Here is a 26647-nt window from a genome sequence, read left to right on the forward strand (position 1 = left end):
CCTGCCCTACTGAACCTCTCACTCATATAGATATAATTAGGACACTCTTTTAAGAATGCATTTTATAAGAATGCATTTTATAAGAATGCATGTAACGAAAATCTGTGTAAGAAACTTTTATCGTGACCAAATTTTTATCTAACCCCTAATATAACCATATATTGTCATTGTCGCTAGTGACTTCTCATTCATTTACTAAAAATTGGTTGGTTATTAAGAATTCTTGCGTGATATAGCAACCTTCTATGTATAGCCTTTGCACATTAAAATTGATATATAAATAAGCAAAAATACTAGCTATCAGAACAACAGGTATAAAAAAACAGCCCATGATGGACTGTTTTTTTATTATTGTAGAAAAGTTAAAGAAATACTCTAACCTTTGCTACAAAGTATAAAACTAAGCGCGGTTTTTGTATTTACGGATAGTCTGTAGCTGGGCGACTGACTCAGCCAATGAAGCCAAGGCAGCATTGGTCTGTACAGTATCAGTTTGGTTGACCAGCATTTGCTCAGCTTTCTTACGTGCTTCAACGATTTTACTTTCGTCAAGGTTATGTGCACGCATGGCAGTATCAGCAAGTACGGTGACCATTTTTGGCTGTACTTCTAACACGCCGCCTGAGACGTAAATCACTTCTTCTTCACCGTTAGGCGTTTGGACGCGCATTGCACCTGGCTTTAGCAAAGTAATAAGCGGAGTGTGACCTGGCAATATACCAATCTCGCCTTCGGTACCACTAGCTATTAACATGCTAATTTCGCCTGAATACAACTCTTCACGAGCACTTACGACGCGACATTGTAACGTTGCCATACTTAATTCCTTACCATCAAAGCGCGATCAAAAAACAGTAAAAACTGCGATGCGTTACTGAAGAGTAGATACAAGGTTTATATTATACCTAATCGTTAGTCAATACGAGTACAACTTACGCTGCAGAAGACTTCATTTTTTCAGCTTTAGCTACTACTTCGTCGATGCCGCCAGCCATATAGAAAGCTTGCTCTGGTAGGCTATCATACTCACCTGCGATGATTGCTTTAAAGCTTGCAATGGTATCGCGTAGTGGGACATATTTACCAGGTGCACCGGTAAATACTTCAGCGACGTGGAATGGTTGTGATAAGAAGCGCTGAATCTTACGAGCACGATAAACGACTAGTTTATCTTCTTCTGATAACTCATCCATACCCAAGATGGCGATGATGTCTTTAAGCTCTTTATAGCGCTGTAGAACTTCTTGAACACCACGAGCAACGTTGTAATGCTCTTCACCGATAACCAATGGATCAAGCTGACGTGACGTTGAATCTAGTGGATCAACCGCAGGATAGATACCTTGTGAAGCGATATCACGGCTTAGTACCACTGTCGCATCCAAGTGAGCAAACGTCGTTGCTGGTGATGGATCCGTCAAGTCATCCGCAGGTACATATACCGCTTGTACAGAAGTAATAGAACCTGATTGCGTTGAGGTAATACGCTCTTGTAGCATACCCATCTCTTCAGCTAGTGTTGGCTGATAACCAACCGCTGATGGCATACGACCTAGTAGTGCTGATACTTCAGTACCGGCTAGTGTATAACGATAGATGTTATCAACGAATAGCAATACGTCACGACCTTTGCCAGTGGCAGGATCTTTGGTATCACGGAAGTATTCAGCCATTGTCAAACCAGACAGTGCAACACGTAAACGGTTACCCGGTGGCTCATTCATCTGACCGTATACCATCGCAACTTTAGATTTGCTAAAGTCTTCGGTGTTTACAACGCCAGCTTCTTGCATTTCGTGATAGAAGTCATTACCTTCACGCGTACGTTCACCGACGCCTGCAAATACTGACAAACCTTCATGTTTTAGAGCGATGTTGTTGATCAGTTCCATCATGTTGACGGTTTTACCAACACCAGCACCACCAAACAAACCAACTTTACCACCTTTAGCAAACGGGCAAAGTAGATCGATAACTTTAATACCAGTCTCTAGTAGTTCAGTACTGTTTGACTGATCCGCATAGCTTGGCGCTTCACGGTGAATAGACCAACGCTCATCTGCTGCGACCGGACCTTCTTCATCGATAGGACGACCAAGAACATCCATGATGCGACCTAGGGTACCCATACCTACTGGTACAGAAATAGGTGCGCCAGTGTTGGTCACTGGTAGGTTACGCTTTAGGCCTTCGGTTGAACCCATCGCAATAGTACGTACGATACCATCACCTAGCTGTTGCTGTACTTCTAGGGTGGTTTCAGTGCCGTCTACTTGCAAGGCATCAAAAATCTGAGGAACTTCGTTACGGTTAAACTCAACGTCAAGAACCGCGCCAATAATCTGTACAATACGACCGCTACTCATTGCGTTCTCCTTGAACTTCTGTATATAGTTGGTTTTATAAAGGGTTTCAATTATGAAACAGCAGCAGCACCGCCAACGATTTCCGAGATTTCTCGGGTAATCGCCGCTTGACGCAGCTTGTTATAAACCAACTGTAAATCGTTAATTAGGTCACCAGCATTATCTGTCGCCGCTTTCATCGCAACCATACGTGAAGACTGCTCAGAGGCAATATTTTCCATTACCGCTTGATAGACAATCGACTCGATATAGCGACCAAGTAATTGGTCAATCAAGGTTTTGATGTCAGGCTCGTAGATATAATCCCAGCTCAATTCTGTTTGAATACCGCTTTCTTCGTCACCAAATGAGCCCTCTGGTAGAGGCACCAATTGATTGACAATCGGCTTTTGGGTCATGGCGTTTACAAACTGGTTATAGACCACGTAGATACGGTCGATTTTACCGTTACTATAGTCTTCTAACATTGCTTGGACCGGCGCGTTTAATTGCTCAAACGTGGGTTTATCACCATAATCAGTCACGGCTGAGGTGACTTTACCACCAAAGTTTTTGAAGAAGCTGACGCCTTTAGCGCCAATCACTGCAAACTCGGCTTGTACAGACTGGTCTTGATATTGCTGAATACTTTTAGATAGAGCTTTGAATAGGTTAATATTCAAACCACCCGCCAAACCACGGTCAGATGTGATGACAATATAGCCAACTTTATCAACTGGACGCGTTACCATGTACGGATGTTTGTAATCTGATGAGGCATGCACCAAATGCGAAATAACCCGGCGCATACTATCAGCATACGGGCGACCCACTTCCATGCGCTCTTGGGCACGGCGCATTTTACTGGCGGCTACCATTTGCATAGCGCGAGTAATTTTCTGGGTACTTTTAATACTGGTGACTTTGGCACGTATCTCTTTTAAGCTTGCCATAATGATTCCAATATAAGAGGGTTAAAAAGCATGGGCGTATGCAACAATCATTTAATATAAAACACTGAACTTATTGGATAATGTCTTTACATTTTGTGGCATGACGCAATCTTAGACCATTGCTGGTTAAAACAGTGGCGCTGCTATCTTAAAAGAGAACTCCTTAAAAGAAACCTTATCAGATAATGCGCCACTTTTTGCACCCTAAACTAGAGTGCTAACCAACTCAGGCTTAACCCGTTAAATTAATAACTGTGATTTTGTTTAAAGGTCTCTAAAGATGACTTTAAACGACCTGCGATATCATCATTATAATTCGCAGTGTCATCAATCTCACGCATCAATTCACTCTGCTCATCATGCATATAGCGTAAGTAAGCTTCTTCAAAAGAACCGATTTTTTCAACAGGAACGTCCGCTAAGAACCCTTCGTTCGACGCATAAATAACTGCGGCTTGCTCAGAGATAGACATTGGCTGATACTGTTTCTGTTTCATGAGTTCAGTCACGCGCTCACCATGATCAAGCTGTTCACGCGTTGCGTCATCAAGGTCTGATGCAAACTGAGCAAATGCAGCCAATTCACGATACTGAGCTAGAGCGGTACGGATACCACCAGACAGTTTCTTAATAATCTTAGTCTGAGCAGCACCACCAACACGTGATACCGAGATACCAGCGTTAACTGCTGGACGGATACCTGAGTTGAATAGGCTAGATTCTAAGAAGATCTGACCATCAGTGATTGAAATCACGTTGGTTGGTACGAATGCAGAGACGTCACCAGCTTGGGTTTCAATGATAGGTAGCGCGGTTAAAGAACCGGTTTTACCAACCACTTCACCGTTGGTGAATTTTTCTACGTACGCCGCGTTTACGCGTGATGCACGCTCAAGTAAACGTGAGTGTAAATAGAATACGTCACCAGGATAGGCTTCACGGCCTGGCGGACGACGTAGCAATAGTGAAATCTGACGATAAGCAACGGCTTGTTTTGATAAATCATCAAAAACAATCAGTGCATCTTCGCCGCGGTCACGGAAGTATTCGCCCATCGTACAACCTGAGTACGGTGCGATATACTGTAGTGCTGCTGGCTCTGACGCTGAAGCTACAACTACAGTCGTATATTCAAGGGCACCAGTTTGCTCAAGCTTACGTACCACGTTAGCGATGGTAGAACGTTTCTGACCGATTGCTACGTATACACACTTAATGCCAGATGATTTCTGAGCAATGATCGCATCGATAGCCATCGCGGTTTTACCCGTCTGACGGTCACCAATGATAAGCTCACGCTGACCACGACCGATTGGAATCATGGTATCAACAGCTTTATAACCAGTCATTACTGGTTGATCTACTGATTGACGGTCGATAACGCCTGGGGCGATTTTTTCGACTTTATCAGTCATCTTGGCATCGATAGGACCTTTGCCATCAATAGGGTTACCTAAAGCATCAACAACACGGCCTAGCAACTCAGGACCTACGGGTACTTCCAAAATGCGACCAGTACAATAGGCTTTTTGACCTTCTTGTAGTTTTAGGAAGTCGCCTAATACTACCGCACCAACAGAATCACGCTCTAAGTTAAGCGCCATTCCGTAGATTTCACCTTCAAACTCAATCATTTCGCCGTACATGGCATCTTCAAGACCATGAATCTGCACGATACCGTCAGATACTTTGACAATCGTGCCTTCATTCTTTGCAGTTGCACCCGCATCAAGGTCTTGAATACGCTGCTTAATCAGATTACTGATTTCCGCTGGATTCAATTGTTGCATTGCCTTGTTTCCTTTAATTTATGATAACCCGCCACTGACTTAAATGCTCTTATATCACGCAAGCTTTATTAAGCTGCACTGATGATTGGCATTAGGCAGTTAGCTGTGTTTTTAACTGTTGTAACTTGCCACGCATCGAATCATCGATGATTTTGTCACCGACTTTAATCGTAGCGCCCGCCAAAAGACTAGGATCAACCGACTCATGAATCACCACGCTCGCATTGAGCGAAGCAGCAAGACGCGTTTGCAGCGTATCACGCTGGGCATCGGTTAATGGATAAGCAGAGGTCACATAAGCGTCAAGCTGCTTTAAGCTTATTGCCTTGTGACGGCGATAATGCTCATAAACTTCAGGAAGCAGCGCCAGACGCTCTTGTTCTGATAACTGTTTAACGAAGTTACTAAGTGCTACTGATACTTTTGGATAGCTGGCGTTGCTGTCATGACGAGCCCCTTGGGTCTCGACTAATAACTGCTTAAAAGCAGAATCATTCGCGCTAGCTACTTCTGTATCATAAAGATCGACCAAAGCAGCTGACTTATGCTCAGCAGAAACAGCTGGATTGTCTAGCCAAGTACTGAACGACTTGTCATTGACAACGGTGCTGGCAATAAATAAGAAGTTTTCCCACTCATTTACTACCCCGTTTTCATTGGCATAGTCAAACGCGGCTTTAGCGTACGGTCGTGCTAAGGTTGATAAGTCAGCCATGATATCCTCACAATTACAGCTTCGCCGCCAGTTGGTCTAACATACTGGCATGTTTTTGCACATCGACTTTGTCTTGCAAAATCTTCTCTGCACCAAGTACAGCCAGTTCAGCAACTTGGGCACGCAATGATTCGCGCGCTTGATTGATTTCTTGGTCGATAGAGGCTTGCGCTTGTTGACGAATGCGCTCGCCTTCCGCTTGGGCTTGCGATTTTGCATCTTCAACAAGCTGATTGGCGCTCTTGTTCGCTTGCTCAATTAGAGCAGCAGCTTTGGTCTTTGCAAGATTAAGCTCCTGCTGTACATCTTGCTCCGCGGTCGCTAAATCTGCTTTTGCTTTTTCTGCGGCGTTTAAGCCTTCAGCAATTTTACGCTGACGCTCATTAATGGCACCGATAAGTGGTGGCCACACGAATTTCATGCAAAAAATCACAAATATTGCAAAAGCAATGGCTTGACCGATGAGGGTAGAATTGATATTCACGTGATCACCTCTTTGTTAATGAAAAATCAGTTTCATTGATCATATTTGATAGCCAAACTTTGGCTATGTTTAATATACAAACTTTGACCACCAAACATTTACAACTGAGCTTTCTGATTAACCTGCTAGAGGGTTAGCGAACAACAATAGCATAGCAATACCAACACCAATCATCGGTACGGCATCAAGTAGACCTGCCACGATGAACATACGAGTTTGCAGCTGTGAACCAAGTTCTGGTTGACGTGCAACACCTTCTAAGAACTTGCCGCCTAGAATAGCAAAACCAATGCCTGTGCCAAGTGCGCCAAGACCGATAAGCAGTGCTACTGCGATAACTGTGTAACCACCTAATACTGGATCCATTGATGTATCCTCATTTACCTATTGAATGTATAATTAATGTTCAGTTGATGATGCAAGCGACATATAAACTATCGTCAACATCATGAATACGAACGCTTGAAGGGTAATAATTAAGATGTGGAAAATTGCCCACGGTACAGATAACGCCCATTGAATCCAAAACGGCATCAGGGCAATCAATACGAAGATCAGCTCCCCAGCATACATGTTACCGAATAGACGCAAACCTAATGAGATTGGTTTGGCAATCAGAGTAACAAACTCTAAGATAAAGTTGATGGGGATTAAAATAATTTGCATGATTGGGTTTTTGGCGCTAAACGGATGCAGTGTTAACTCACCAACAAAGCCGCCCAACCCTTTTTCTTTAATACTATAGTAGATAATCAACGCAAAGACAGAGAACGACATGCCAAGGGTGATATTAGGATCAGTCGTTGGAACAATCTTGAAGAACACATGATGTGGATCATGACCCATCGCAGCGCCAACTAGGCCTGCAAGACTTGGAATAAAGTCAATAGGTAATAGATCCATCAAGTTCATCAAGAAAATCCACACAAAAATGGTTAACGCCAAAGGCGCAATCAATTTTGAGGTACCACTGTAAGAATCACGAACGTTGTTATCAACAAACTCAACGATCATCTCAACCGCTGCTTGAGTCTTACTTGGTACGCCTGAAGTAACTTTTTTGGCAACCATCCAAAAGATGGCACAAAATAAAATACCCAGACCGATTGACCATAACATAGAGTCAAGGTGGATAGCTTTAAAACCCATTAAACCTGCTTCTTCAGCAGTATAGGCAACTTTCCAACCTTCGCCCGGCAGATAGCCGTACGTCCAATTCGTTAAGTGGTGAGAGATATATTCTGATGATGTTTGCTCGGATGCCATAATGTAAGCTTCTTATTAATCAACGATTTAATCAACTACCAAAAAATATGGTTGTCATCTGATGAGGTGTTAGCGGTTTTAGTGAATCTACTACTCAGTAAATCAATAAATCCTGCGACAGCACTCATGTAACCAATAACATCCAACCCATAACTATCTAATTAATCTGCTATTACTCATTAACCAAACTGAATAACCAATGTACGACTACTGCTCAATTCGATAGCGCCCGATAAATTTTAGCTATCAAAAAAGGGCTTATGATGATTCAGTAATAGCCCTTGCATGTGTACGAAAAAATGTCATATATGTGTCTGCTTATATCGTTTTATCACGATAAACGCTCAATACAGCGCTTGTCAGCAAGATATTTAGCTGCCTATATTAATGCAGCGTGGTATTCGTGTAAAGTCAATTATGACTTTTTTATTTACTGTATGAATACGTTAATCGCTGTTAACGTTAGCTTACATACCTTTGCGTCTATAATAAAATATTGATATTTTAATTATATCTGATAACCCTGTTTAGATAAGGGGTTAGTAATCGCAATTATTTGACGCTTTATGCTGAGATAAGCGCTATATTCATATTCTTATTGTAAAAACGGTTCTGAGTCATTTTCTGATATATCAATGACGTTATAACAGTAATCGTAGAGAAGTTGGACCGCAGGATGACAAACTAACGTTATTTATAATATTGACCATTAAAATGATAATCGTCTATAAATACTAGCGTATATGCCACAACATCCAACTGTGACTAATCTGCATTACCATAAAACCGATGAATAGCGCAGGCGCTGATAGAGGTTGTATGGTAATAAAAATTAGTGCGAAACCGAACACGGTCAGTAGCCATTTGACCATCTGACCACGATATAGCTGGCTGACAATGTGTCTGCGCGCGCGATATCCGGTATACCAAAAGATAAATCCAGCAAACACGGCTTGGGTGGCAAAACTAAGTAGCGCACCAATGGCGTTACTCTTTGCAATAACCAGCGTGTGGTTATCACTACCTAGCCAGGCGACATCTACTATCCAGCCAAGCACAATAAGGATAAATAAAATCCATGCTTGGCGTTTTAGGTAAATACCAATCTTATCTTTTTGGGTGCGTTTGGCAGGCTTGGTCATCGATATTTCTATAGCTCTATAACGTGGGGATAATGTAGCACAGTTGCGACAAAGTTATCCGTGAATGGCTCACTCTACAGACGTTATCTTTTAACCAAATTAAAACGCCACTTATTATAGGGAGCAAGGCAATTTTAAGCAAGTAAAATATGCCTTTTATCAAGCATTTACTTATCCGGCAATAAAGAACGCTCTACAGAGTGAATAAAGTCTCGCGAATACATTAATAACAAGGTGTTTATATCGGCGCATTTGCTAATGATGATTAAGCAAATGCGCCTTATGCCATTTTTACTTACTTGTTTAACGAGTTTCTTAAATCGTTTTTAAATAGCTTATTCACGCTTTAGCTTGCAAGCCATTTATAGAAAAGTATTTATGCGATACATTGGCGAATTTGCTGCGCCATCGTCTGCCAACCGCTGACAAAGTCTTTACTGTTGCTCATATCTTCTGCTTGTACCGTATTTTTAACCGGTTGGAGCTTGGCAAGCAAGCCTTTGGCAGGGCTGCTTGGACTGACCAAACACATTTGCTTGGCTGGGCGCTGCTCATGTAGCCAGCGTAGTTGACTGGCCTTTGGTGCTAAATGATGATCGGTACTTAAGCTGCCAATCAGCTGTAATTTGGCGCTGTCTTCCATATATTGATAAGCATCGTGATAGGCCCAATACGGCAAAGGTTTTTGCGCGTGGTTTGCATTGGCTGCGGCCACTGCCCTATTCATACGCTGGGCAAATTTTTGCGCATTGGCATGATAAAGCGCTTTATATTGCGGATTGGCATGACTGTGAATGACGGCAAGCGCACGGGTAATGGCTTTTGCATTTTCAGGATCGAGCCAAATATGCGGGTCAAGCGTGCCAGCGAGTGGTTTACCTTTAATATCACGGAGCGGATGACGTTTAAAAGCATCAAACTTAAATAAAGCAATCGAGTTGGGCGCGCTATTTAGAGTGCTGGCCAAGTTATTCTCTAAGGGTTCACCAAACCAGACCACAAACTTACTGTCCTGAATCGCTTTGATATCGCCCGGGCTGATACTACCATGATGTCCCACCTCTCCTGCTTGCAATAATTGCTTGGCAGATGGCGCACCTTCTGTGACCGCTTGGCTTAATAAAAACAGAGGATAATTACTCACACTGACCGTTGCTGCTTGCGCGCTCATCATTAACGAGCCAAATATAATGACGCCTGTCGCTAATAAGCGATGTAAGCCCATCGGTAAACGTATAAAACTTTTAAAAAATGAAATCATAATGGCTGCTTTTAAAGGTCAATAAATAATAATAGTGCGAATAATCGTTTTGAGACATTATTTTGATTAAAATAGGCGTATGTACCGATAGGTTCAAACGCGATATCCGCCTTTGCATATTATTATGTTATACTATAACAATATAAAAAACCATCATAAATTGTGCCTTATACTAAAGTGCCTTGTAGATATAAAGGTGATGATTATAAAAGCGCTGGGTCATTTTTAGGAGCTTGCTTCATGTCTAGTCACTCACCCGTTTGCGATCATGTACACGATGTGCAAGATTTTACGCCGTCCGATGTGAATGAGCGCCTTATGGCCGCAAAAGAGCAATGTCGCGCAAGCGGTGCGCGCTTTACGCCGTTGCGCCAACAAATCTATCAGTTGGTGTTAGAAGCCAATAAGCCTGTGGGTGCGTATGATTTGATCACGCAGCTGCAGCAAATGCGCCTGACCGAACCTGAAGCCAAAACTCCTGCTTCAACTAAGCAGAAAAACAGTCAGACGCCAAAAAACGTCGCACCGCCAACTGTTTATCGCAGCTTGGAGTTCTTATTAAGCGAAGGTTTGATTCATCAGCTAACCTCTATCAATGCTTATGTGCCTTGCTGTCATCCACGCGCCCAGCATACGGCAGCATTTTTAATCTGTGCGCAGTGCCAGCGTGTGCAAGAATGCAGCAGTTTACCGGTGCAAGAAATCATGAGCTTTGCGCAACAAGATGTCGGTTTTATGGTGGAGCGCAGTGTCATTGAGCTCAGTGGTCGTTGCCAAGCGTGTCAATAAAATAGTTGATTGCCAATATTTTAGGTTGACGCTTTTGCCCTTAGCGATGCTTTTATCCTAATTATTGTGGTTCCATTACTCACTTATCACCAACATATCAGTACTGCCCTATGAGCCTAGCGACTTCCCCAACCAAGCCATCCTCTGCCATTAATATGAGTGATAAGACGATGAATAATGCCACCAAACTGCTGAGCTTAAGCGATATTAGCTACCATATCGGGCAGCAACGCATCCTCTCGCATATCGACATTGATATTGCCGTCAATGAAACGGTCAGCCTTATCGGTCCTAATGGCGCGGGTAAATCAACCTTGGTTAAGCTGGTTTTGGGCTTAATAGAGCCAACGAGTGGACAGATAACACCGCACCAAAAGTTACAGCTCGGTTATGTGCCGCAGCGCTTTACGGTCGCGCCCATTTTACCGTTACGCGTTTGCGATTTATTGGCTCAAGCAGACAAAAAGCGCCTAACACCTGAGCAGCGTCAATTTATATTTGAAAAATTATCTTTAACGCATCTGCTATCACGGCAAATGCTGCACCTGTCAGGCGGTGAAACCCAGCGCGTATTGCTGGCGCGTGCTTTGTTGGATAAACCCAATTTATTAATTTTAGATGAGCCAATGCAAGGGCTTGACCCTGATACGGAAGTTTGGCTGTATCAGTTTATTGATGAGCTGCCGGAGTTTTTACGCTGCGCCATGTTAGTCGTTTCGCATGATTTGCATTGGGTGATGAAAGGTAGCAGGCGTGTCATTTGTCTTAATAAGCATATCTGCTGTGAGGGGCAACCAAGCGAGCTTGCTATTAGTTCAGAATTTCAAAAGCTCTTTGGACATCATTATGAGCAGCCGTATGTCCATCAGCCACACGCTTGCGAGCATCATGCCCCAAGCGAGATATAATTAACAACCAAGCTTATTTAGGCAACAACCGCCTTATTCCTTTTTATAAAAACGTTACGGATATCTATTATGACCGCTTGGTTAGCCATCATTGCCCCTGCCTGGATTGCTGGCAGCATTTTAGCCTTACTTTCTGCGCCCTTAGGTTGCTTGGTATTATGGCGGCGCATGGCGTTTTTTGCCGATGCACTGGCGCATGGGACATTATTAGGGGTAGCGTTGGCAGTATTATGGCAATTACCCATGGGCATTGGTATTGGCATTGTCAGTGTGATGGTGGTGCTGGGACTGGTGTTAATTGATGACGAGCGTTTGCCTGTCGATGCGGTGTTGGCTGTGGTTGCCGTGTCGCTGCTGTGTTTAGGGTTATTGACGTTAACCCAGCTGACCGATCAGCAAGCCAATGTCTTAGGCTTTTTGTTTGGCAATTTACTTGAGCTTGATTGGGCGGATTTACCCTTAATTGCAACCAGTGTCTTAGTTGGTTTAGGCTTACTTATTTATATATGGCCGGCACAAATCAAACTAGCTACTCATGAGGCTTTGGCACGGATTCAAGGTATTAACCCGACTCGTCAGCGGCTGTTTTTTATGGGCGTATTGGCGGGGTTTTGTGCCATTGCCTTGCAAGCGGTTGGTAGCTTATTAATCAGTGGTTTATTGGTATTGCCCGCGCTGACCGCCCGTCTCTGGTCAGCCTCGCCAAAACAAATGGTCATTATCGCTTTAATCATTGCCCAGCTCGGCGTCACGCTTGGCGTCTGGGGCAGTATCTGGTTTGATATCCAGACCGGACTTGCTATTGTTTTAGTCCTCGCTATTTTATTTTTTATTGCGCTGATTATCTCAAAGCTAATAGGCATAAAATCAGGCACAAAATCCCTGATGGCAAAATTCTGGTCGCCACGCCACTAGTCGCCACGCCCCTAAATATCCAAATATTTGGCAGCGCTTATGGCGGTCGCAGCAATTATTATTACCGTCATAGGACAGCTATTTACTTCGCCTTTATCGAACTTTATTTCATCAATATTGCTAGAGCTTTACTCGTCATGATGTTATAAACTTTCTCTAATATTATCAAGAATATAGTTAACGACTTTTATAATAAAATAAATGCTTTCTACGGTGTTTTGATTTAACGCGATTTTGATTGATAAGGGACTAAATCCAATGCTTAGCTATCCTGCCAGCGCCATCAGCACGCCAGACGGACAGGTAAATATTCTGCAAATCACTGATTTGCACTTATCATCCCATGTGCCTGCGGCGGTTGACGAAACCAGTAGTGAAGTGGCGATTTGCCAGTACAGCTTTGAGGCAATTATCAAACAAGCGTTAAGCGAAGATCGGCGCTGTGACTTAATCATTGTCACAGGCGATTTGGTCAATAAAGTAAAAACTGAGATTTATGACCATATTTTTAAGGTGTTACAGGCGACGGGCATTCCTTTTGCTTGTATTGCGGGCAACCATGATGTCACCGATGAAAATGACAGTGAGCTGCCATTTTTTCAGCGTGAACTGATTGCTAGACCTACCGATGAGCGCCTGCTAAGCCGACATATGATTGAGACGGAGCATTGGCAGCTGCTGTTATTAGACTCATCTATCACTGGCAAGGTAGCAGGAGAGGTGACAGCGACCGACATTGATTGGTTATGTCAGCAGCTAGAGACTTGCACGAAGCCTGCGCTCATCGCCTTACACCATCACGTGATACCGGTCGACTCTGATTGGATTGATCAGCATATGGTAAAAAATGCCGATACTTTTTGGCAACGGATGGCGGCATTTGAGCATCTAAAAGTGATTATCAGCGGGCATACCCATCAGGAGCAAGTCCGTCAGCGCCAAGGAGTGACGGTGTATAGCACGCCGTCTACTTGCTATCAATTTAAGCCTTTTGAAGACGATTTTGCTTATGATAAAAACGCCCTACCCGGATATCGTTGGTTGCAATTAGCCAACAATGGAGAGGTTGCAAGCTGGGTCGAAAGACTAGATACTTGACGACCAGTTTTATTGGCTAAAATTTGGCTAGAATAATATCGCCAGAGCCTGTATCTTATACTGTTAGACAATGTAAGAAAAATAAGCATGGTCTAAGCTTTATTTAGACAAAATTATAATAGCTAGGATGGCTAACTTGACCACAAGCTAAGTTTTCACAGTCAGGGATTTGTCTATTTATTTAGCCGTAAGCATTTAAATAAATAAATTCATGACAATATACCTGACCATTGGTAGGTCGCCCGCGTCCTATCGAGATAACCGTATTATTAGATCAGCTGTGTTACTTGTGTTACTAAGTGGTAAAACGTTTTATAAAGGGACAATTTATAGCGTTTGATAAATTTATAACGTCTTGTCTTTTGATATGTCGTTTTATTGAATTAATTTGAAAAAGTAGGATACCCATATGAGCACCCTGACCACGAATCCGAGTGATGTAAAGTTCACCCCTTATGAACCTGCCAAAGACGAAGAGTATATGTCTGATGAGCAATTGGCGCATTTTAAGGCAATGTTATTAGATTGGAAGCACCAACTGATTGGCGAAGCAGATCGTACCAAGACTTATATTCAAGATGAGTCTAGCGCCATGCCAGATATCAATGACCGCGCCACGCAAGAAGAAGAGTTTGCTTTGACCTTGCGTACGCGTGACCGTGAACGTAAGCTGATTCGCAAAATCGATAAATCTCTCGCCGAAATTGAAAACGATGATTACGGTTTTTGTGAAACTTGTGGCGTAGAGATTGGTCTGCGTCGCCTCGAAGCCCGTCCAACAGCAACTCAGTGCATTGACTGCAAGACTTTATCTGAGATTAAAGAGCGTCAAAACCAAGGTGCTTAAATAAGCTGCTTAAATCCAGATAGTTTAACAGTCATTAATACTCTAATATAAAAACGAGCGACCATTTATTGGTCGCTCGTTGCGTTTTAGGTTCTTGTTTTTTATTTTCCTGCGTTTTATACATTGCCATTTATAGATGGACTTGATGCTTATTGACACGCCACCAACAAAATAGGCATATTTGATAAATATCTTTTTGGCGCTATATTTATTATTCTATGTTTTTATTCTACTGATACTCCCTACTTTGAAAACCATCCATACTCCTATGCCAATTCAAATTTCAACTCCAGCCGCAGCCGCATCGTCATCACAGCCTATCGGGCGTTTTGCCCCATCACCCACTGGTGAGCTGCATCTTGGTTCATTAACGACGGCACTTGCCAGCTTTTGTCATATCAAATCTATCGGTGGCAAGTGGCTCTTACGTATCGAAGACACTGATACTGAACGCTGCGATAGCCAATTTACTGAGCAGATTTTGATTGATTTGGAGGTGCTCGGGCTACACTGGGATGGCGATGTCATCTACCAATCTGAGCGCATTGATATTTATAATGAGTACTTATCTTCAAGTCTCTATGCGCTGACTTACGGCTGTCAGTGCTCACGCAAAAGTCTTGAGCGTTACTGGGAGCGAAAAGCGATAGGAGAAAGTATTGACCCGCAGCAGGCAAACCAGAAACTTCTAAACAGACAACGTTATCCGCGCTGCTGTCTAGATGCAGGTTTTGATAAAGCGCAAAATAAGCTACGGATACAGTTGCCAAATTATCGCATGGGCTTTAAAGATGGCATTCAAGGCATGCAATGGGATAACCCGCAGTACACCTTAGGAGATATGGTGGTACGTCGCCAAGATGGCATGATTAACTATATTTTAGCCGCCAGTCTTGACGATGGCTTGCAAGGTGTCACGCATATCATGCGCGGCTTAGATATTTTACCGATGACCACCGCCCAAATCAGCATTATGCATGCCGCACGCTTGCCGGCTATCGATCATTGGTATCATTTACCGTTGATATGCAGTCTTGACGGTCAAAAGCTGTCGAAACAAAACCTTGCCCAGCCGATTGATACTCGCGACCCAAGCAAGCTCATCGCTGAGGCTTTACAACTATTGCAGCAGCCTGCCGTTGATAGCGATACCCCAACAAATATGCTGAAGCAAGCGATTGCACAATGGGATAATTTGCCGCTACAAAATATGCAGTCTTTAAATATGCCTAGCATTTAATAACATAGTCCTAAGCCCTAATAGAAAAAGCGCCGCTATTAGCGACGCTTTTTTATAGTTAATGATTAGAATGAAAATGTCTTAAACAATCTAAAGATATTTATCACTTTATCATTAAATGACTTAATAATAACGACACTGGCTTTTCTCAATCTCAGGGCTTTCTTTATAAATCTTTAGCAGCACTGCCACCATTACCAAGCTAATCAGCATCGATGAACCGCCATAACTAAAGAATGGCATGGTCAAACCTTTGGTCGGAATCGCCCCCATATTCATCGCCGCATTAATAATCGTCTGGGCAATAAACACCACGGCGATACCAAAGGCGGTATAACTCATGCGCATTTGGCGACGTTTAAGGGCATTATAACTGATGCGCATGGCACTACCGATAATCAGCGCTTCAAGTATCAAGATCATCGTGACGCCAACAAAGCCCAATTCTTCACCGGTAATCGCTAACAGAAAATCCGTATGCGCCTCTGGTAAATGCGACAGTTTTTGTACACTTTCGCCATAACCGACACCGGTAAACTGACCACGACCAAAGGCGATTAAGCTGCGTGCCAACTGATAATCGGTATCTTGCACATCATCAAAAGGATCCAAAAACGACATCACGCGTACGAGTCGATATTGTACAGTCGCCACCATTAATACGGCGCCACCAACGGCGACAGCACCGAGCGCGATAAACTGTTTATAAGGCGCGCCAGCAATATAAAATATCGCAAAGACAGTACCGATAATAACCACAAACGAGCCAAAATCTGGCTGCGCTAGTAACAGAACGGTAATTAGCCCGACCACTATCGCAATGCGCAAAAAGCCATCCCAGCCATTACGTACCTCAAATGAGCGCCGTACCACAAAGTCTGAGACAAATATAATCATCACCAGCTTTGCAAGCTCTGCGACCTGAAAGTTAAAGCCGCCGAGGGTTAGCCAACGCTTCGAGCCGTTAATAGGCGTACTAAATAAGGTGGCAAATAACAAGAGCCCGGTAATCGCTAATAGCATAAACTGGGTTTCAGTTCTATAGAGCCTTTTTAGCGATACCAGTTTATAAGAAAAACCGGCGATAAACAGACCAATACCCATGTAGAGAAGCTGATTATAGAAAAAGTTCAGCTCGCTCATGCCGCGACTGAGCGCAAAAGGAATAGAAGCAGAAGCCACCATCAATAAGCTAAGCACCAACATACAGCCGACGCTCGATAATAAAATTGCGCGCGCTGATGGCATAGACAGAATACCATCTGAGCCGGTAGCTTGTGGCGACTGAGAGTTCGAACGAAAAAGAGAAGAGAGCGCCATAATTTTATATACACTAGCAAACGAAAAAACACGGCGTTTATAAAACGCCACCGTTTAAAAAATATGAAATAGATTTTATTTAAAAAGATAATAGCAGACAGCTAGTTAGTGACAAACCACACTTTTTGGCAGTTTACCATGTCAATACTAAGTACTGACATGGCAAGGTGGCTGGGTTACTGCTTGGTTCGTCACCTGATTCATCACTGAGTTTTCGCAAGCCTTACTGCTTATATTTGACAGTAGCAGCAATTTATAAGCAAAACAATCATTTATCAAAAAACGCCTGCCATTTTTACAACGATAAACGAAACAGTATAAAAGCTGATGGTCATGCTATCTAGCGACAAGCTCTTTTATGGCAACTTATCTGACGACCAACTATCGACACACTATCTTATGAAACATTATCTTAATAAACCCTGCCTTAAGAAATACTGCCTTGTGAGACAGTGTCTAACTGCTTAACAAGCTGACTAAAGTGCTCGCCACGGGCAGCAAAACCACTAAACTGATCAAAGCTGGCGCAAGCTGGTGACAAGAGCACCGCTTGTACTTGCGATAGGCTGCTTTCTGTGACCTGTTTAATCATCGCAAAAGCGCCTTCTAACGTCTGGCACTGATGTAATGAGACATCGTCAGCACGGATGCCTGCTGCTCGTAAATGCTGCTCAATCTGTTGGCTGTCTTCGCCAATAAACAGCACTTGGCTGACATACTGATTGATAAACGGCGTTAATTCACCAAATTGCTGCCCTTTGCCCTGCCCGCCTAAGATTAATAACAGCTTACCGTCTTTAGGTGCGTATACCGCCCCCAAGCCCTCGACAGCTGCCATGGTTGAACCAATATTGGTGCCTTTAGAATCATTAAAATAATCAATCCCATCGACTGTAGCGACATATTCACAGCGATGCTCAAGCCCTGTAAATGCCTGCAAGGTGTTAAGCATACTATCAAGTGGTAAACCTGCAAGCTCGCCCAATGCCAAAGCTGCTTGGGCGTTGAGTAAATTATGACGGCCTTTAATGCGCAGTTTATCCGCCGAGAGCAAACGCTCTGTCCCGCGGGCTAGATACGTCTGCCCTTCTGAGTCGGTAATAAGCCCATACTGACCTTTATCAGGGGCGTGAATGCCCGTGCTCAAACGTGGCAAATTATCTGCCACCAGCGGGCGCGTCAAGGCATCTTCACGGTTGATAACCACCGATTTGGCACCTTGAAAGATACGATGCTTAGCTTGATGATAACCGAGCATATCGCCATGACGGTCTAAGTGGTCAGGTGACATATTAAGTACCGTTGCCACTTGTGCGCCTAAATTGGTTACGGTCTCTAACTGGAAACTCGATAGCTCAAGAACTGCCAGCTCCATCTCGCTATTAGACAGCAGAGTCAGCGCTGGCACGCCAATATTGCCGCCCACGCCAACATTCACCCCTGCATCCGCCGCCATTTGGCCAACCAATGTCGTTACGGTACTTTTAGCGTTAGAGCCAGTAATGGCAATAATCGGTACGCGGCACGCTTCACAAAATAACTGAATGTCGCTGACGACCGGAATATTCGCCTCTTTCGCCGCGGCAACTGCTGCTGTTTTTAATGAGATGCCAGGGCTGATGATAATTCGAGCGGCTTGTTGCAATAACTCTGCATCTATCGCCCCAAATTGGCGAATCTCAACAGCAGCAGGTAATTGGTCTGCTAAAGTGGGGCTCACTTGATTATCAGTCACAGCGACTTGGTAGCCTTGCGCGGTCAAATAATGCGCCACCGACAGTCCCGACTGCCCCAAACCGACCACGACTTGTAAACCACTGCCTTTATGAAGTAAGGCGTCTTTTGCGGTGCTGGCGGTCATATCTATTCCTTCTATCTATTGGACGAACAAAATTGTGTCAAGCATACGGGTTTCATAAGCAGCTTTATAAACAGCTTTTATAAGTAGATTCTATAAACAAACTGCCTATAAGCTTAGCCCTATAAATAGGCGCTATATATAGCCTGCGTAAGGCGCTTTAGATGAACAGCATCATAAAGGTATCACTCGGATTTCGGTACTGGTTTTTTGAGACTTTGTGTTATTATGCGCCTGTTTTTATATTGAGTCGCTAATGCTATAATAGCTGCCCTAATAGGAAGCGCTAGGTTAAATAGCTATTTTGACCAAGTATGCAATCTAGCATTTTAGTTTAGCATGTTGTCACACGTATCGCGCTATTGTCACATCTCTTCAGCAACGATTCATATGGTGATAATGGTATGACAGGCAAGCACTGCCCTATATTGTGGCGTTTTCGTCTGACAGATTATTTATCTTCTTCTACCGCAACAGACCATCGCGGACACTTATTCATCATTTTAAAGACTGTCATCATATTGATTATGGGTGATGGCATTTGCGATACCGTTATAAAGGTCGATAGCTAAGTAGTTAGCTAATACTCAAGCAGATAATTACTCAAGCAGGCAATTACTCAAGCAGGCAATTACTCAAACAAATAATAGTGCCACAGCCATATGGCTGCATGAGTACCTGTTTACAGAACGATTATCAGCATCTATCACGATGACTGATTTTTATAACGTAATTATGGTCGATATCATCTCGACATAGTTAATCACGATGCAATCATTTTATCGCTAAGCGTTAACGCTCAATGATGAACGATTGCTTTTTTTGCCTCTAACCCTATGCAGTTTACTTATGACATCTTTTTTTGGCAGTTTACGTGAAGAATGGTTTTCCAATATTCGCGGTGATACGTTATCAGGTTTGGTCGTCGCACTGGCCTTGATTCCAGAAGCGATTGCCTTTTCCATTATCGCCGGTGTCGACCCAAAAGTCGGTCTGTATGCGTCGTTTTGTATCGCCGTGGTGATCAGTTTCGTCGGTGGTCGTCCCGGTATGATTTCAGCGGCGACCGGTGCCATGGCGCTAGTCATGGTTGATTTAGTTGCCGAGCACGGCTTGCAGTATTTGCTAGCGGCAACCTTATTTTGCGGCGTTATCCAGATAATCATGGGTATCTTTAAGCTTGGTAACTTAATGCGCTTTGTATCGCGCTCGGTGGTCATTGGTTTTGTCAATGCGCTAGCGATTTTGATCTTTGCCGCTCAGTTGCCCGAGCTGAACCCGATGACTGAGCGCGTCGGCATGACGGTTTATATCATGACCGCAGCCGGTTTGGCCATTATCTACTTGTTTCCGCTGATTCCTAAAATCGGACGCGTGATTCCATCGCCGCTGATTTGTATCGTTGGCCTGACCGCGGTCGCCATGTATATGAATCTTGATATCCGTAACGTCGGTAGCATGGGCGATTTGCCAGATTCTTTACCGGTATTTTTATTACCTGACATTCCGCTCAATTTGAATACCTTATTGATTATCGCACCTTATTCTATCGCGCTTGCCGTCGTAGGTTTATTAGAATCTATGATGACCGCAACCATTGTCGATGAATTAACTGACACGCCAAGTGATAAAAACAAAGAATGCCGCGGTCAAGGTATCGCCAACGTAGTGTCGGGATTCTTTGGTGGGATGGCAGGTTGTGCAATGATTGGACAGTCGATGATTAACGTCAAATCTGGCGGTCGTACGCGCTTATCAACGCTCATCGCTGGCGTGGTACTGCTTATTATGGTGGTATTCTTAAGTGATTGGGTCAGCCTGATACCGATGGCCGCACTGGTGGCGGTGATGATTATGGTCTCTATCGGCACCTTTAACTGGCAATCTATCCGTGAATTTAAAACCCATCCGATGTCTTTTAATATCGTTATGCTAGCGACGGTTTTGACCACCGTCTTTACTCATAATCTAGCGTATGGTGTCGGCGTCGGAGTGCTGTTATCTGCCTTAGCATTTGCCAATAAAATCGGGCAATTCCTAACCGTCTTTAGTGAATATGACGACAGCAGCAATACCCGCTATTACTACGTGCAAGGGCAGGTTTTCTTTGCTTCAACGACGCAGTTTTTGCAGAGTTTTGATACCAAAGAAGCCTTAGATAGCGTACATATTGACGTCAGCCAAGCTCACTTTTGGGATGTCAGTGCCGTTGATACCTTGGACAAGCTGGTCATGCGCTTGCAACGTGAAGGCATTGATGTCAAAGTGGTTGGACTCAATAGCGCCAGCCGCACCCTTATCGATCGTTTTTCGATTCATGATCGCCGAGATATTGGGCTCTTGGATTAAGCAAAACTGCATGGGTGTTATCAAGCTGAGATAGACATTTGGTTTATTCATCAGCAATTATATTGGTATATAAAATCAGGCTCGTTGGTTAAAGGATGACTTTAACCAACGGGCCTGTGTTTTCATTATTGAGATATGTGGTGCCTTTATGAGTAATTTGAAGCCAGATAGCGTGATTGCTTGCTTGGATTGTCCTGATCATGTGCAGGCTGTGTTGGATGCCAGTATGTGGGCGTCTATTCGTCTGCAAGCGCCTATTGGCCTGCTGCATTCCGTACCAAGTTTACAACAAAAAGCCGCCGTTGATTATTCCGGCTGCCTAAATATTGATGATGAAAATGTCTTGCTCGACCAATTTACGGCAAAAGAACACTTCAGTAATAGTGAGCTAAAAGCCCAAGGTAAGCTGCTGCTACACCAAGCGACCACTTACTGCGAGCAGCAACCTCATAAGTTTAAAACCTATACCTTGCATCGGCATGAAAACCTGAGTGATAGCATTGATTATGTCGATGACAAGGCACAATTAATCGTCATCGGTCATCATGTCACCTGCAAATCAACCTTAAGCCAGCTTATCCGCTTAAGCCACTGCCCCATTTTGGTGACTCATGCACCATTTTTGCCCCCAACCACGGCATTATTTGCTTTTGACAATAGCCCTACTTCGCATAAATTGCTCAATTGGCTGTGTAAAACGGCTCTTGTACGGGCGCTGACCGTGCATATCGTTATGGTTGCCAAAGAAAACTCAGAAAACTGCGATGCACTGCGGGAAGCGTATGCGCGCCTCAAACAAGCGGGCATCAAATGTAAAAAGGCCTTGCTTGACTGCCGCGATGTGACTGCTGCCTTAAACTATTATCAAAGTAAAAATGATATTGGTCTGCTAATGACCGGTGCTTTTGGGCAACCACGTTTGCTTGAATTGCTAAAAGGTAGCGAGACCAAAAAACTGCTTGGTAGCACCAAGACCCCGTATTTACTATTCCCCAAGGCTTAAGGCCGCTCGTTTATTTGAATACAGAGGCTGAATGTTAAGCGTGATTCATCGCGCTTTACTATCGTATTTAGCTTAAGCCTCTGTAATTTATTCCTATGGCGCCTCCTCGTTTCTTTGCCCTTACCTTTTATCAAATCATCACATGAAATAAAGTGATAGCCTCCCCAAGTGCTTAAAAAGTTGGTTATAATAAAGTTTTCGTTCATGCAACGTTAAAGGTTGATTTCTCTAACTTATACCAATAACTGTGCTATTTATTGTTATGGTATAAGCGCTATTTTTTGTCATACTGATGAGTGTTTTTAAGCCTATGTGTGCAAACCTACCTACCCCCTTGAGTAGGTTTGGCACAGTTCTTGAAGCGCTAACCATAAGCATGACAATAATATGCGGCAGCAAACTGCCTCTATTAACCTGCGACATCACCCATATAAGGATTTTTTTATGAAGCTAATCACTGCGATCTTAAAACCGTTTAAGCTCGATGATGTGCGTGAAGCGCTTTCTGACATCGGTGTGAAAGGTGTCACCGTCACCGAGGTTAAAGGTTTCGGTCGTCAAAAAGGTCATACCGAGCTCTATCGCGGCGCCGAGTACGTGGTGGACTTTTTACCAAAAGTAAAAGTCGAAGTGGCGGTGATGGATGAGATGGTCGAACCTGCTATCGAAGCCATTACGCGTATCGCCAGTACTGGCAAAATCGGTGACGGTAAGATATTCGTGACCAATCTTGAGCAAGTCATTCGTATTCGTACGGGTGAGACAGGTCCTGACGCTATTTAATCATTAAGCGCCAGACCACCTATAAACACTGATTTATAGGTCATCTCGATTTCTATATTGCATATATTCAAGGGGGAATTAACATGCAAAACCAAATCTTTGAGCTCCAGTACGCGCTAGATACGTTTTATTTCTTAATGTGTGGGGCGCTGGTCATGTGGATGGCAGCTGGCTTCACCATGTTAGAAGCAGGATTGATACGCTCAAAAAATACCGTCGAAATCCTCACCAAAAATATCGCCCTCTTTGCCACCGCCTGTACCATGTATATGATATGCGGTTATGCCATTATGTATGATGGCAATCTGTTTTTGAGTGGTATTGCTGGCACTGAAACTTTAGTAGCAGATGCATTAGCGACCTCAGCTGAAAATGGCTTTGCTGGCGATGCCGTATATTCGGCCGCCTCTGATTTTTTCTTCCAAGTGGTTTTTGTCGCCACCTGTATGTCAATCGTTTCAGGTGCTGTAGCTGAACGCATGAAGTTATGGTCTTTTTTGCTGTTTGCCGTTGTCATGACCGGAGTTATTTATCCATTAGAAGGTAGCTGGACTTGGGGCGGTAAAGCCGTGTTTGGCCTATTTAGCCTTGGCGATTTGGGATTTTCTGATTTTGCGGGCTCAGGTATCGTCCATATGGCAGGAGCTGCTGCTGCGCTATCAGGCGTATTACTGTTAGGGGCGCGTAGAGGTAAATACGGTCCCAATGGTGAGATACGTGCTATCCCTGGGGCCAATTTACCCTTGGCTGCACTTGGCACCCTTATTTTATGGATGGGCTGGTTTGGTTTTAACGGCGGCTCAGTGCTCAAGCTTGGCGATATCGCCAGCGCCAATGCGGTTGCGGTGGTGTTTTTAAATACCAATGCCGCTGCTGCGGGTGGAGCCATCGGCGCCCTTATTATCGCGCGCATTATCTTTGGTAAGGCAGATTTAACCATGCTCTTAAATGGTGCATTAGCCGGTCTTGTCGCTATCACTGCCGAACCCTCTACGCCATCGGCGCTTCAGGCCACGCTATTTGGAATGGTGGCAGGCGTCATCGTTGTACTATCCATCTTAGTATTAGATAAAATAAAAATTGATGATCCAGTTGGGGCTATTTCGGTGCATGGCGTGGCAGGCTTATTCGGTCTACTAATTGTCCCTCTGACCAATCCAGCCGCTACTTTGCTCGGTCAAATTGCCGGTGCTGCGACCATCTTTACTTGGGTTTTTATCAGTAGTCTGATGGTATGGAGCATCATTAAATTTGTCATAGGTCTGCGTATCTCTGAAGAAGAAGAATATCAAGGAGCAGATATTGCTGAATGTGGTATGGAAGCCTATCCAGAGTTTATAAGGTAAGCCTACTATCTACGATGGTTTTATTGAGGACTATTTTATCCACAGTAAGACCATCATTAATAAAATTGGCAGTGATAAAATCGGTATTAATAAATTTCACATTAAAAAAAACATCATTGATAAAAGCGCCACCATTAAAAATCCCGCATAACCTTTCGGTCATGCGGGATTGTTTATGCTTTAAAATTTTAACACTTTATCTTTCTATGAAGTCTAGTTTACGTTAACAACCAAACTTCATAAAGCAGAATTATAGCAGTTTATTTCTTTTTCCACGTTTGGCTACGTGAGAATGGACCGATATAACCTTTTAGTTTTAAAGTGCTGCCACTTAGATTAGCAGTCATGCGATAGTCTTTATTTTTTTCAGGGTCAGTAATCGTACCGCCACTGTATTTACCACCACCGTCAGCTTTCAGACCAGAGATAATCGTCATGCCAACATGCTTTTTACCTTTTTCTGAAGTCGTGCTGATAAGCTTACCCGTTAGGACGCCGTTAGACTCAGTGATTTTAACCACGCCTTTTGGCTGGCCTTCATCAAAAGTCTGCCAAGTAGTGTTGTGTAATGGGTCAGCGGCGAATGCCATGCTTGCTAAACTGATACCAGCAACTGCTAAAGTAGTTTTTGCGAATAATTTCATAAATTGACTCCCTTCATTCAATGATTACTAGAAACGTTGTGTTTCTGATGTCCTACGCTTATCCTTTTATCAACAATCTTTTATTGCAAGCTTGCAGCTCTATCCTAAGTTTCAGTTAAAAGCCGATATTAATATCTTATTAATGCTTAGCTTTGCAAAAAAGGTTTGATCGACATAAGCGATGTCTTGACCCATTATAAGCAATTTTTAGATTTTGCCTAGTAATTTTTTTATAGTTTATTATTACTATAAAATCAAAAGCATATCAAACAGTTACAGGAACGGATTGTCTATAATTTTATCCGCTTGGTCATCTTTTTCTTTTGACTTATCATCGTAATTACTATATTGACTGCGGTTTTCAAATGCCAGCATAATTTTACTAGTGAGCTCGTGTAGCTGCTGTGCTTGCTCATATCCCGCCTCATTAAAGACCAGATTAATGTCGCCATAAATAATGATTTTATCTTCTTGATTTTCAATAACCAAATCACCAATCTGCATACTCTGGTGATTATTTGCAAATGGATCAATCATCTCGTCCTCCTTTACCTTAACAGCGCATTACCCAATCTTTCAATGCTGTGGGGATTTAGTTACATTTAAACCACTTATGCCTGTAATTGTGCCATGAGCCAGTCAATGATTGCTAGGACAAATAGCATCCAAACCGGTTCCTCTTGGGGAGTTTCGGGCAAATCGGAGCTGTCACCTGCCTTTAAAGGCAAATCAAACGCTTGGGCTTTGGTTTGGGTATCCAGTACCGGTAACACATCAATGCCAATCTTGGCGGTTAATTCATCGAGACTAATCACCTCTATACGCTCTGATTCATCATTGGGCGCATAATAGACGCCTGCTTGGTTGCTTGCAGGTATGTAAACCGCTTTAAAAAAATGACTGGGTACCAGTACACGATCCGCCAGTTGTTTGGTTTTTTTACTGGTAAAAGCCACTCCCGTAATGGTGTAAACCTCGCCGTATTGCTGGGTTAGATAGCGCGTAGCAGATTCAATATTACGCCAAATATAGCGATTATTACGCGGTGATTGCGGCGCGATGTTAGCAAGGCTAAAACTATCATACTGCTGGCTGCGATTGGCCATATTGCCATTGGGCGCTAAATGCCCGCGATCATAACCGGAGCCTGAATAATCAGACAGTTTGGCGCGCATGGATTTTGGCAGGCGGCTTTCTTCATGAAAGCTGTCTTCACGATCAATCTCTTTGGCTTGCTGCAAGCGCTTGCGGTCAAGATATTCTGCTGACCACAGCGGGGTACGTGATACGCCCGAGTACATAACGGCAAAACCGTCCATACATAGCGCTTGGGTGTTATTACTGAGCTTAGGATTGGTAAATTCAGGATAGACGCCACCATAAAAAGACTGGCTACATTGGCTGAGGTCATCCGCGTGTGCAGACGACATCCCTATTAAGACAGTGAATACTGCCATTATGAGGTTATTTTTAACCCGTGCTTTATCTTTAAAAAAACTTATCATGCCACTTTCAACCATCTATGCCTGCCATTACGTATGCGCTATCCTAGCAGGCAGTTACCAATAAAGAAAGATGCGGCGTAAGTGGT

At 43.5% G+C, this 26647-nt stretch carries 26 protein-coding genes; 11 read left to right on the plus strand and 15 right to left on the minus strand.

The annotated features are described in order from the left end of the window. Window positions 1-400 precede the first annotated feature (400 nt). The 10 genes from JMX50_RS09390 to JMX50_RS09435 all read right to left on the minus strand — a co-directional run bounded on the left by JMX50_RS09390 (window position 401) and on the right by JMX50_RS09435 (window position 9920). A complete protein-coding gene (locus tag JMX50_RS09390) occupies window positions 401-817 on the minus strand; it encodes a F0F1 ATP synthase subunit epsilon (RefSeq protein ID WP_201563675.1) in 417 nt (138 codons plus the stop codon). 115 nt (window positions 818-932) lie between these two features. After that, entirely contained in the window at window positions 933-2366 is a 1434-nt protein-coding gene (atpD, locus tag JMX50_RS09395; RefSeq protein WP_201563677.1) for a F0F1 ATP synthase subunit beta, read from the minus strand. A 50-nt stretch (window positions 2367-2416) separates the two neighbouring features. After that, complete coding sequence (gene atpG / locus JMX50_RS09400; RefSeq protein WP_201563679.1) at window positions 2417-3298, minus strand: F0F1 ATP synthase subunit gamma; 882 nt, start codon at window positions 3296-3298, stop codon at window positions 2417-2419. A gap of 245 nt (window positions 3299-3543) precedes the next feature. Next, window positions 3544-5088 (minus strand): F0F1 ATP synthase subunit alpha, encoded by a 1545-nt coding sequence (gene atpA, locus JMX50_RS09405; RefSeq protein ID WP_149490809.1) that lies wholly within the window; start codon window positions 5086-5088, stop codon window positions 3544-3546. A gap of 91 nt (window positions 5089-5179) precedes the next feature. Then, window positions 5180-5803, minus strand: coding sequence for a F0F1 ATP synthase subunit delta (locus JMX50_RS09410; protein ID WP_201629340.1), 624 nt, complete (start codon window positions 5801-5803; stop codon window positions 5180-5182). Window positions 5804-5816: 13 nt separating this feature from the next. Continuing rightward, window positions 5817-6287 (minus strand): F0F1 ATP synthase subunit B, encoded by a 471-nt coding sequence (locus JMX50_RS09415; protein WP_149490807.1) that lies wholly within the window; start codon window positions 6285-6287, stop codon window positions 5817-5819. Between the two features lie 117 nt (window positions 6288-6404). Further along, window positions 6405-6653 (minus strand): F0F1 ATP synthase subunit C, encoded by a 249-nt coding sequence (atpE, locus tag JMX50_RS09420; RefSeq protein ID WP_025651437.1) that lies wholly within the window; start codon window positions 6651-6653, stop codon window positions 6405-6407. A gap of 33 nt (window positions 6654-6686) precedes the next feature. After that, the gene (gene atpB, locus JMX50_RS09425; RefSeq protein WP_149490806.1) at window positions 6687-7553 is read right to left on the minus strand and encodes a F0F1 ATP synthase subunit A; all 867 of its coding nucleotides are present in this window, start codon (window positions 7551-7553) and stop codon (window positions 6687-6689) included. 734 nt (window positions 7554-8287) lie between these two features. After that, entirely contained in the window at window positions 8288-8695 is a 408-nt protein-coding gene (locus tag JMX50_RS09430) for an ATP synthase subunit I (protein WP_201629341.1), read from the minus strand. A 376-nt stretch (window positions 8696-9071) separates the two neighbouring features. Then, window positions 9072-9920, minus strand: coding sequence for a metal ABC transporter solute-binding protein, Zn/Mn family (locus JMX50_RS09435; protein WP_413786833.1), 849 nt, complete (start codon window positions 9918-9920; stop codon window positions 9072-9074). Window positions 9921-10196: 276 nt separating this feature from the next. Here JMX50_RS09435 and JMX50_RS09440 point away from each other — a divergent pair, with 276 nt between their 5' ends. The 6 genes from JMX50_RS09440 (at window position 10197) to gluQRS (ending at window position 15753) form a co-directional block, all read left to right on the plus strand. Continuing rightward, a complete protein-coding gene (locus JMX50_RS09440; protein WP_201611555.1) occupies window positions 10197-10745 on the plus strand; it encodes a transcriptional repressor in 549 nt (182 codons plus the stop codon). Between the two features lie 155 nt (window positions 10746-10900). Then, entirely contained in the window at window positions 10901-11653 is a 753-nt protein-coding gene (locus JMX50_RS09445) for a metal ABC transporter ATP-binding protein (RefSeq protein WP_372829602.1), read from the plus strand. Between the two features lie 69 nt (window positions 11654-11722). Continuing rightward, window positions 11723-12568 (plus strand): metal ABC transporter permease, encoded by an 846-nt coding sequence (locus tag JMX50_RS09450; protein WP_201611553.1) that lies wholly within the window; start codon window positions 11723-11725, stop codon window positions 12566-12568. 258 nt (window positions 12569-12826) lie between these two features. Continuing rightward, complete coding sequence (locus tag JMX50_RS09455; protein ID WP_201629343.1) at window positions 12827-13666, plus strand: metallophosphoesterase; 840 nt, start codon at window positions 12827-12829, stop codon at window positions 13664-13666. Window positions 13667-14075: 409 nt separating this feature from the next. Further along, window positions 14076-14513 carry an RNA polymerase-binding protein DksA gene (gene dksA / locus JMX50_RS09460; RefSeq protein WP_201563693.1) on the plus strand — a complete coding sequence of 146 codons (438 nt, stop codon included), beginning with the start codon at window positions 14076-14078 and terminating at the stop codon, window positions 14511-14513. A gap of 268 nt (window positions 14514-14781) precedes the next feature. Beyond that, on the plus strand, window positions 14782-15753 hold the full coding sequence (gene gluQRS, locus JMX50_RS09465; protein ID WP_201629344.1) for a tRNA glutamyl-Q(34) synthetase GluQRS: 972 nt from the start codon (window positions 14782-14784) through the stop codon (window positions 15751-15753). 123 nt (window positions 15754-15876) lie between these two features. On the opposite strand, the gene JMX50_RS09470 is transcribed toward gluQRS, so the two are convergent. Beyond that, complete coding sequence (locus tag JMX50_RS09470; RefSeq protein WP_227670463.1) at window positions 15877-17073, minus strand: FtsW/RodA/SpoVE family cell cycle protein; 1197 nt, start codon at window positions 17071-17073, stop codon at window positions 15877-15879. A gap of 427 nt (window positions 17074-17500) precedes the next feature. Further along, complete coding sequence (murD, locus tag JMX50_RS09475; protein WP_201629345.1) at window positions 17501-18934, minus strand: UDP-N-acetylmuramoyl-L-alanine--D-glutamate ligase; 1434 nt, start codon at window positions 18932-18934, stop codon at window positions 17501-17503. 401 nt (window positions 18935-19335) lie between these two features. Between murD and JMX50_RS09480 the strand changes: the two genes are divergently transcribed. The 5 genes from JMX50_RS09480 to JMX50_RS09500 all read left to right on the plus strand — a co-directional run bounded on the left by JMX50_RS09480 (window position 19336) and on the right by JMX50_RS09500 (window position 24412). After that, the gene (locus JMX50_RS09480; RefSeq protein WP_201624953.1) at window positions 19336-19503 is read left to right on the plus strand and encodes a hypothetical protein; all 168 of its coding nucleotides are present in this window, start codon (window positions 19336-19338) and stop codon (window positions 19501-19503) included. A 277-nt stretch (window positions 19504-19780) separates the two neighbouring features. Beyond that, window positions 19781-21280 (plus strand): SulP family inorganic anion transporter, encoded by a 1500-nt coding sequence (locus JMX50_RS09485; protein ID WP_201629346.1) that lies wholly within the window; start codon window positions 19781-19783, stop codon window positions 21278-21280. Window positions 21281-21428: 148 nt separating this feature from the next. Beyond that, window positions 21429-22283 carry a universal stress protein gene (locus JMX50_RS09490; protein ID WP_201563701.1) on the plus strand — a complete coding sequence of 285 codons (855 nt, stop codon included), beginning with the start codon at window positions 21429-21431 and terminating at the stop codon, window positions 22281-22283. Between the two features lie 444 nt (window positions 22284-22727). Further along, the gene (locus tag JMX50_RS09495; protein WP_011514651.1) at window positions 22728-23066 is read left to right on the plus strand and encodes a P-II family nitrogen regulator; all 339 of its coding nucleotides are present in this window, start codon (window positions 22728-22730) and stop codon (window positions 23064-23066) included. Between the two features lie 83 nt (window positions 23067-23149). Continuing rightward, window positions 23150-24412 (plus strand): ammonium transporter, encoded by a 1263-nt coding sequence (locus tag JMX50_RS09500; RefSeq protein ID WP_201624952.1) that lies wholly within the window; start codon window positions 23150-23152, stop codon window positions 24410-24412. 260 nt (window positions 24413-24672) lie between these two features. Here JMX50_RS09500 and JMX50_RS09505 read toward each other — a convergent pair whose 3' ends face one another. The 3 genes from JMX50_RS09505 to JMX50_RS09515 all read right to left on the minus strand — a co-directional run bounded on the left by JMX50_RS09505 (window position 24673) and on the right by JMX50_RS09515 (window position 26561). Continuing rightward, window positions 24673-25056 carry a DUF2147 domain-containing protein gene (locus JMX50_RS09505; RefSeq protein WP_201545882.1) on the minus strand — a complete coding sequence of 128 codons (384 nt, stop codon included), beginning with the start codon at window positions 25054-25056 and terminating at the stop codon, window positions 24673-24675. A 273-nt stretch (window positions 25057-25329) separates the two neighbouring features. Continuing rightward, the gene (locus JMX50_RS09510) at window positions 25330-25593 is read right to left on the minus strand and encodes a hypothetical protein (RefSeq protein ID WP_201563705.1); all 264 of its coding nucleotides are present in this window, start codon (window positions 25591-25593) and stop codon (window positions 25330-25332) included. A 74-nt stretch (window positions 25594-25667) separates the two neighbouring features. Beyond that, window positions 25668-26561 (minus strand): DNA/RNA non-specific endonuclease, encoded by an 894-nt coding sequence (locus JMX50_RS09515; protein WP_227671003.1) that lies wholly within the window; start codon window positions 26559-26561, stop codon window positions 25668-25670. Window positions 26562-26647: the final 86 nt, after the last annotated feature.

The organism is Psychrobacter maritimus (assembly GCF_904846345.1).
GTDB classification, from domain to species: Bacteria; Pseudomonadota; Gammaproteobacteria; order Pseudomonadales; family Moraxellaceae; genus Psychrobacter; species Psychrobacter maritimus.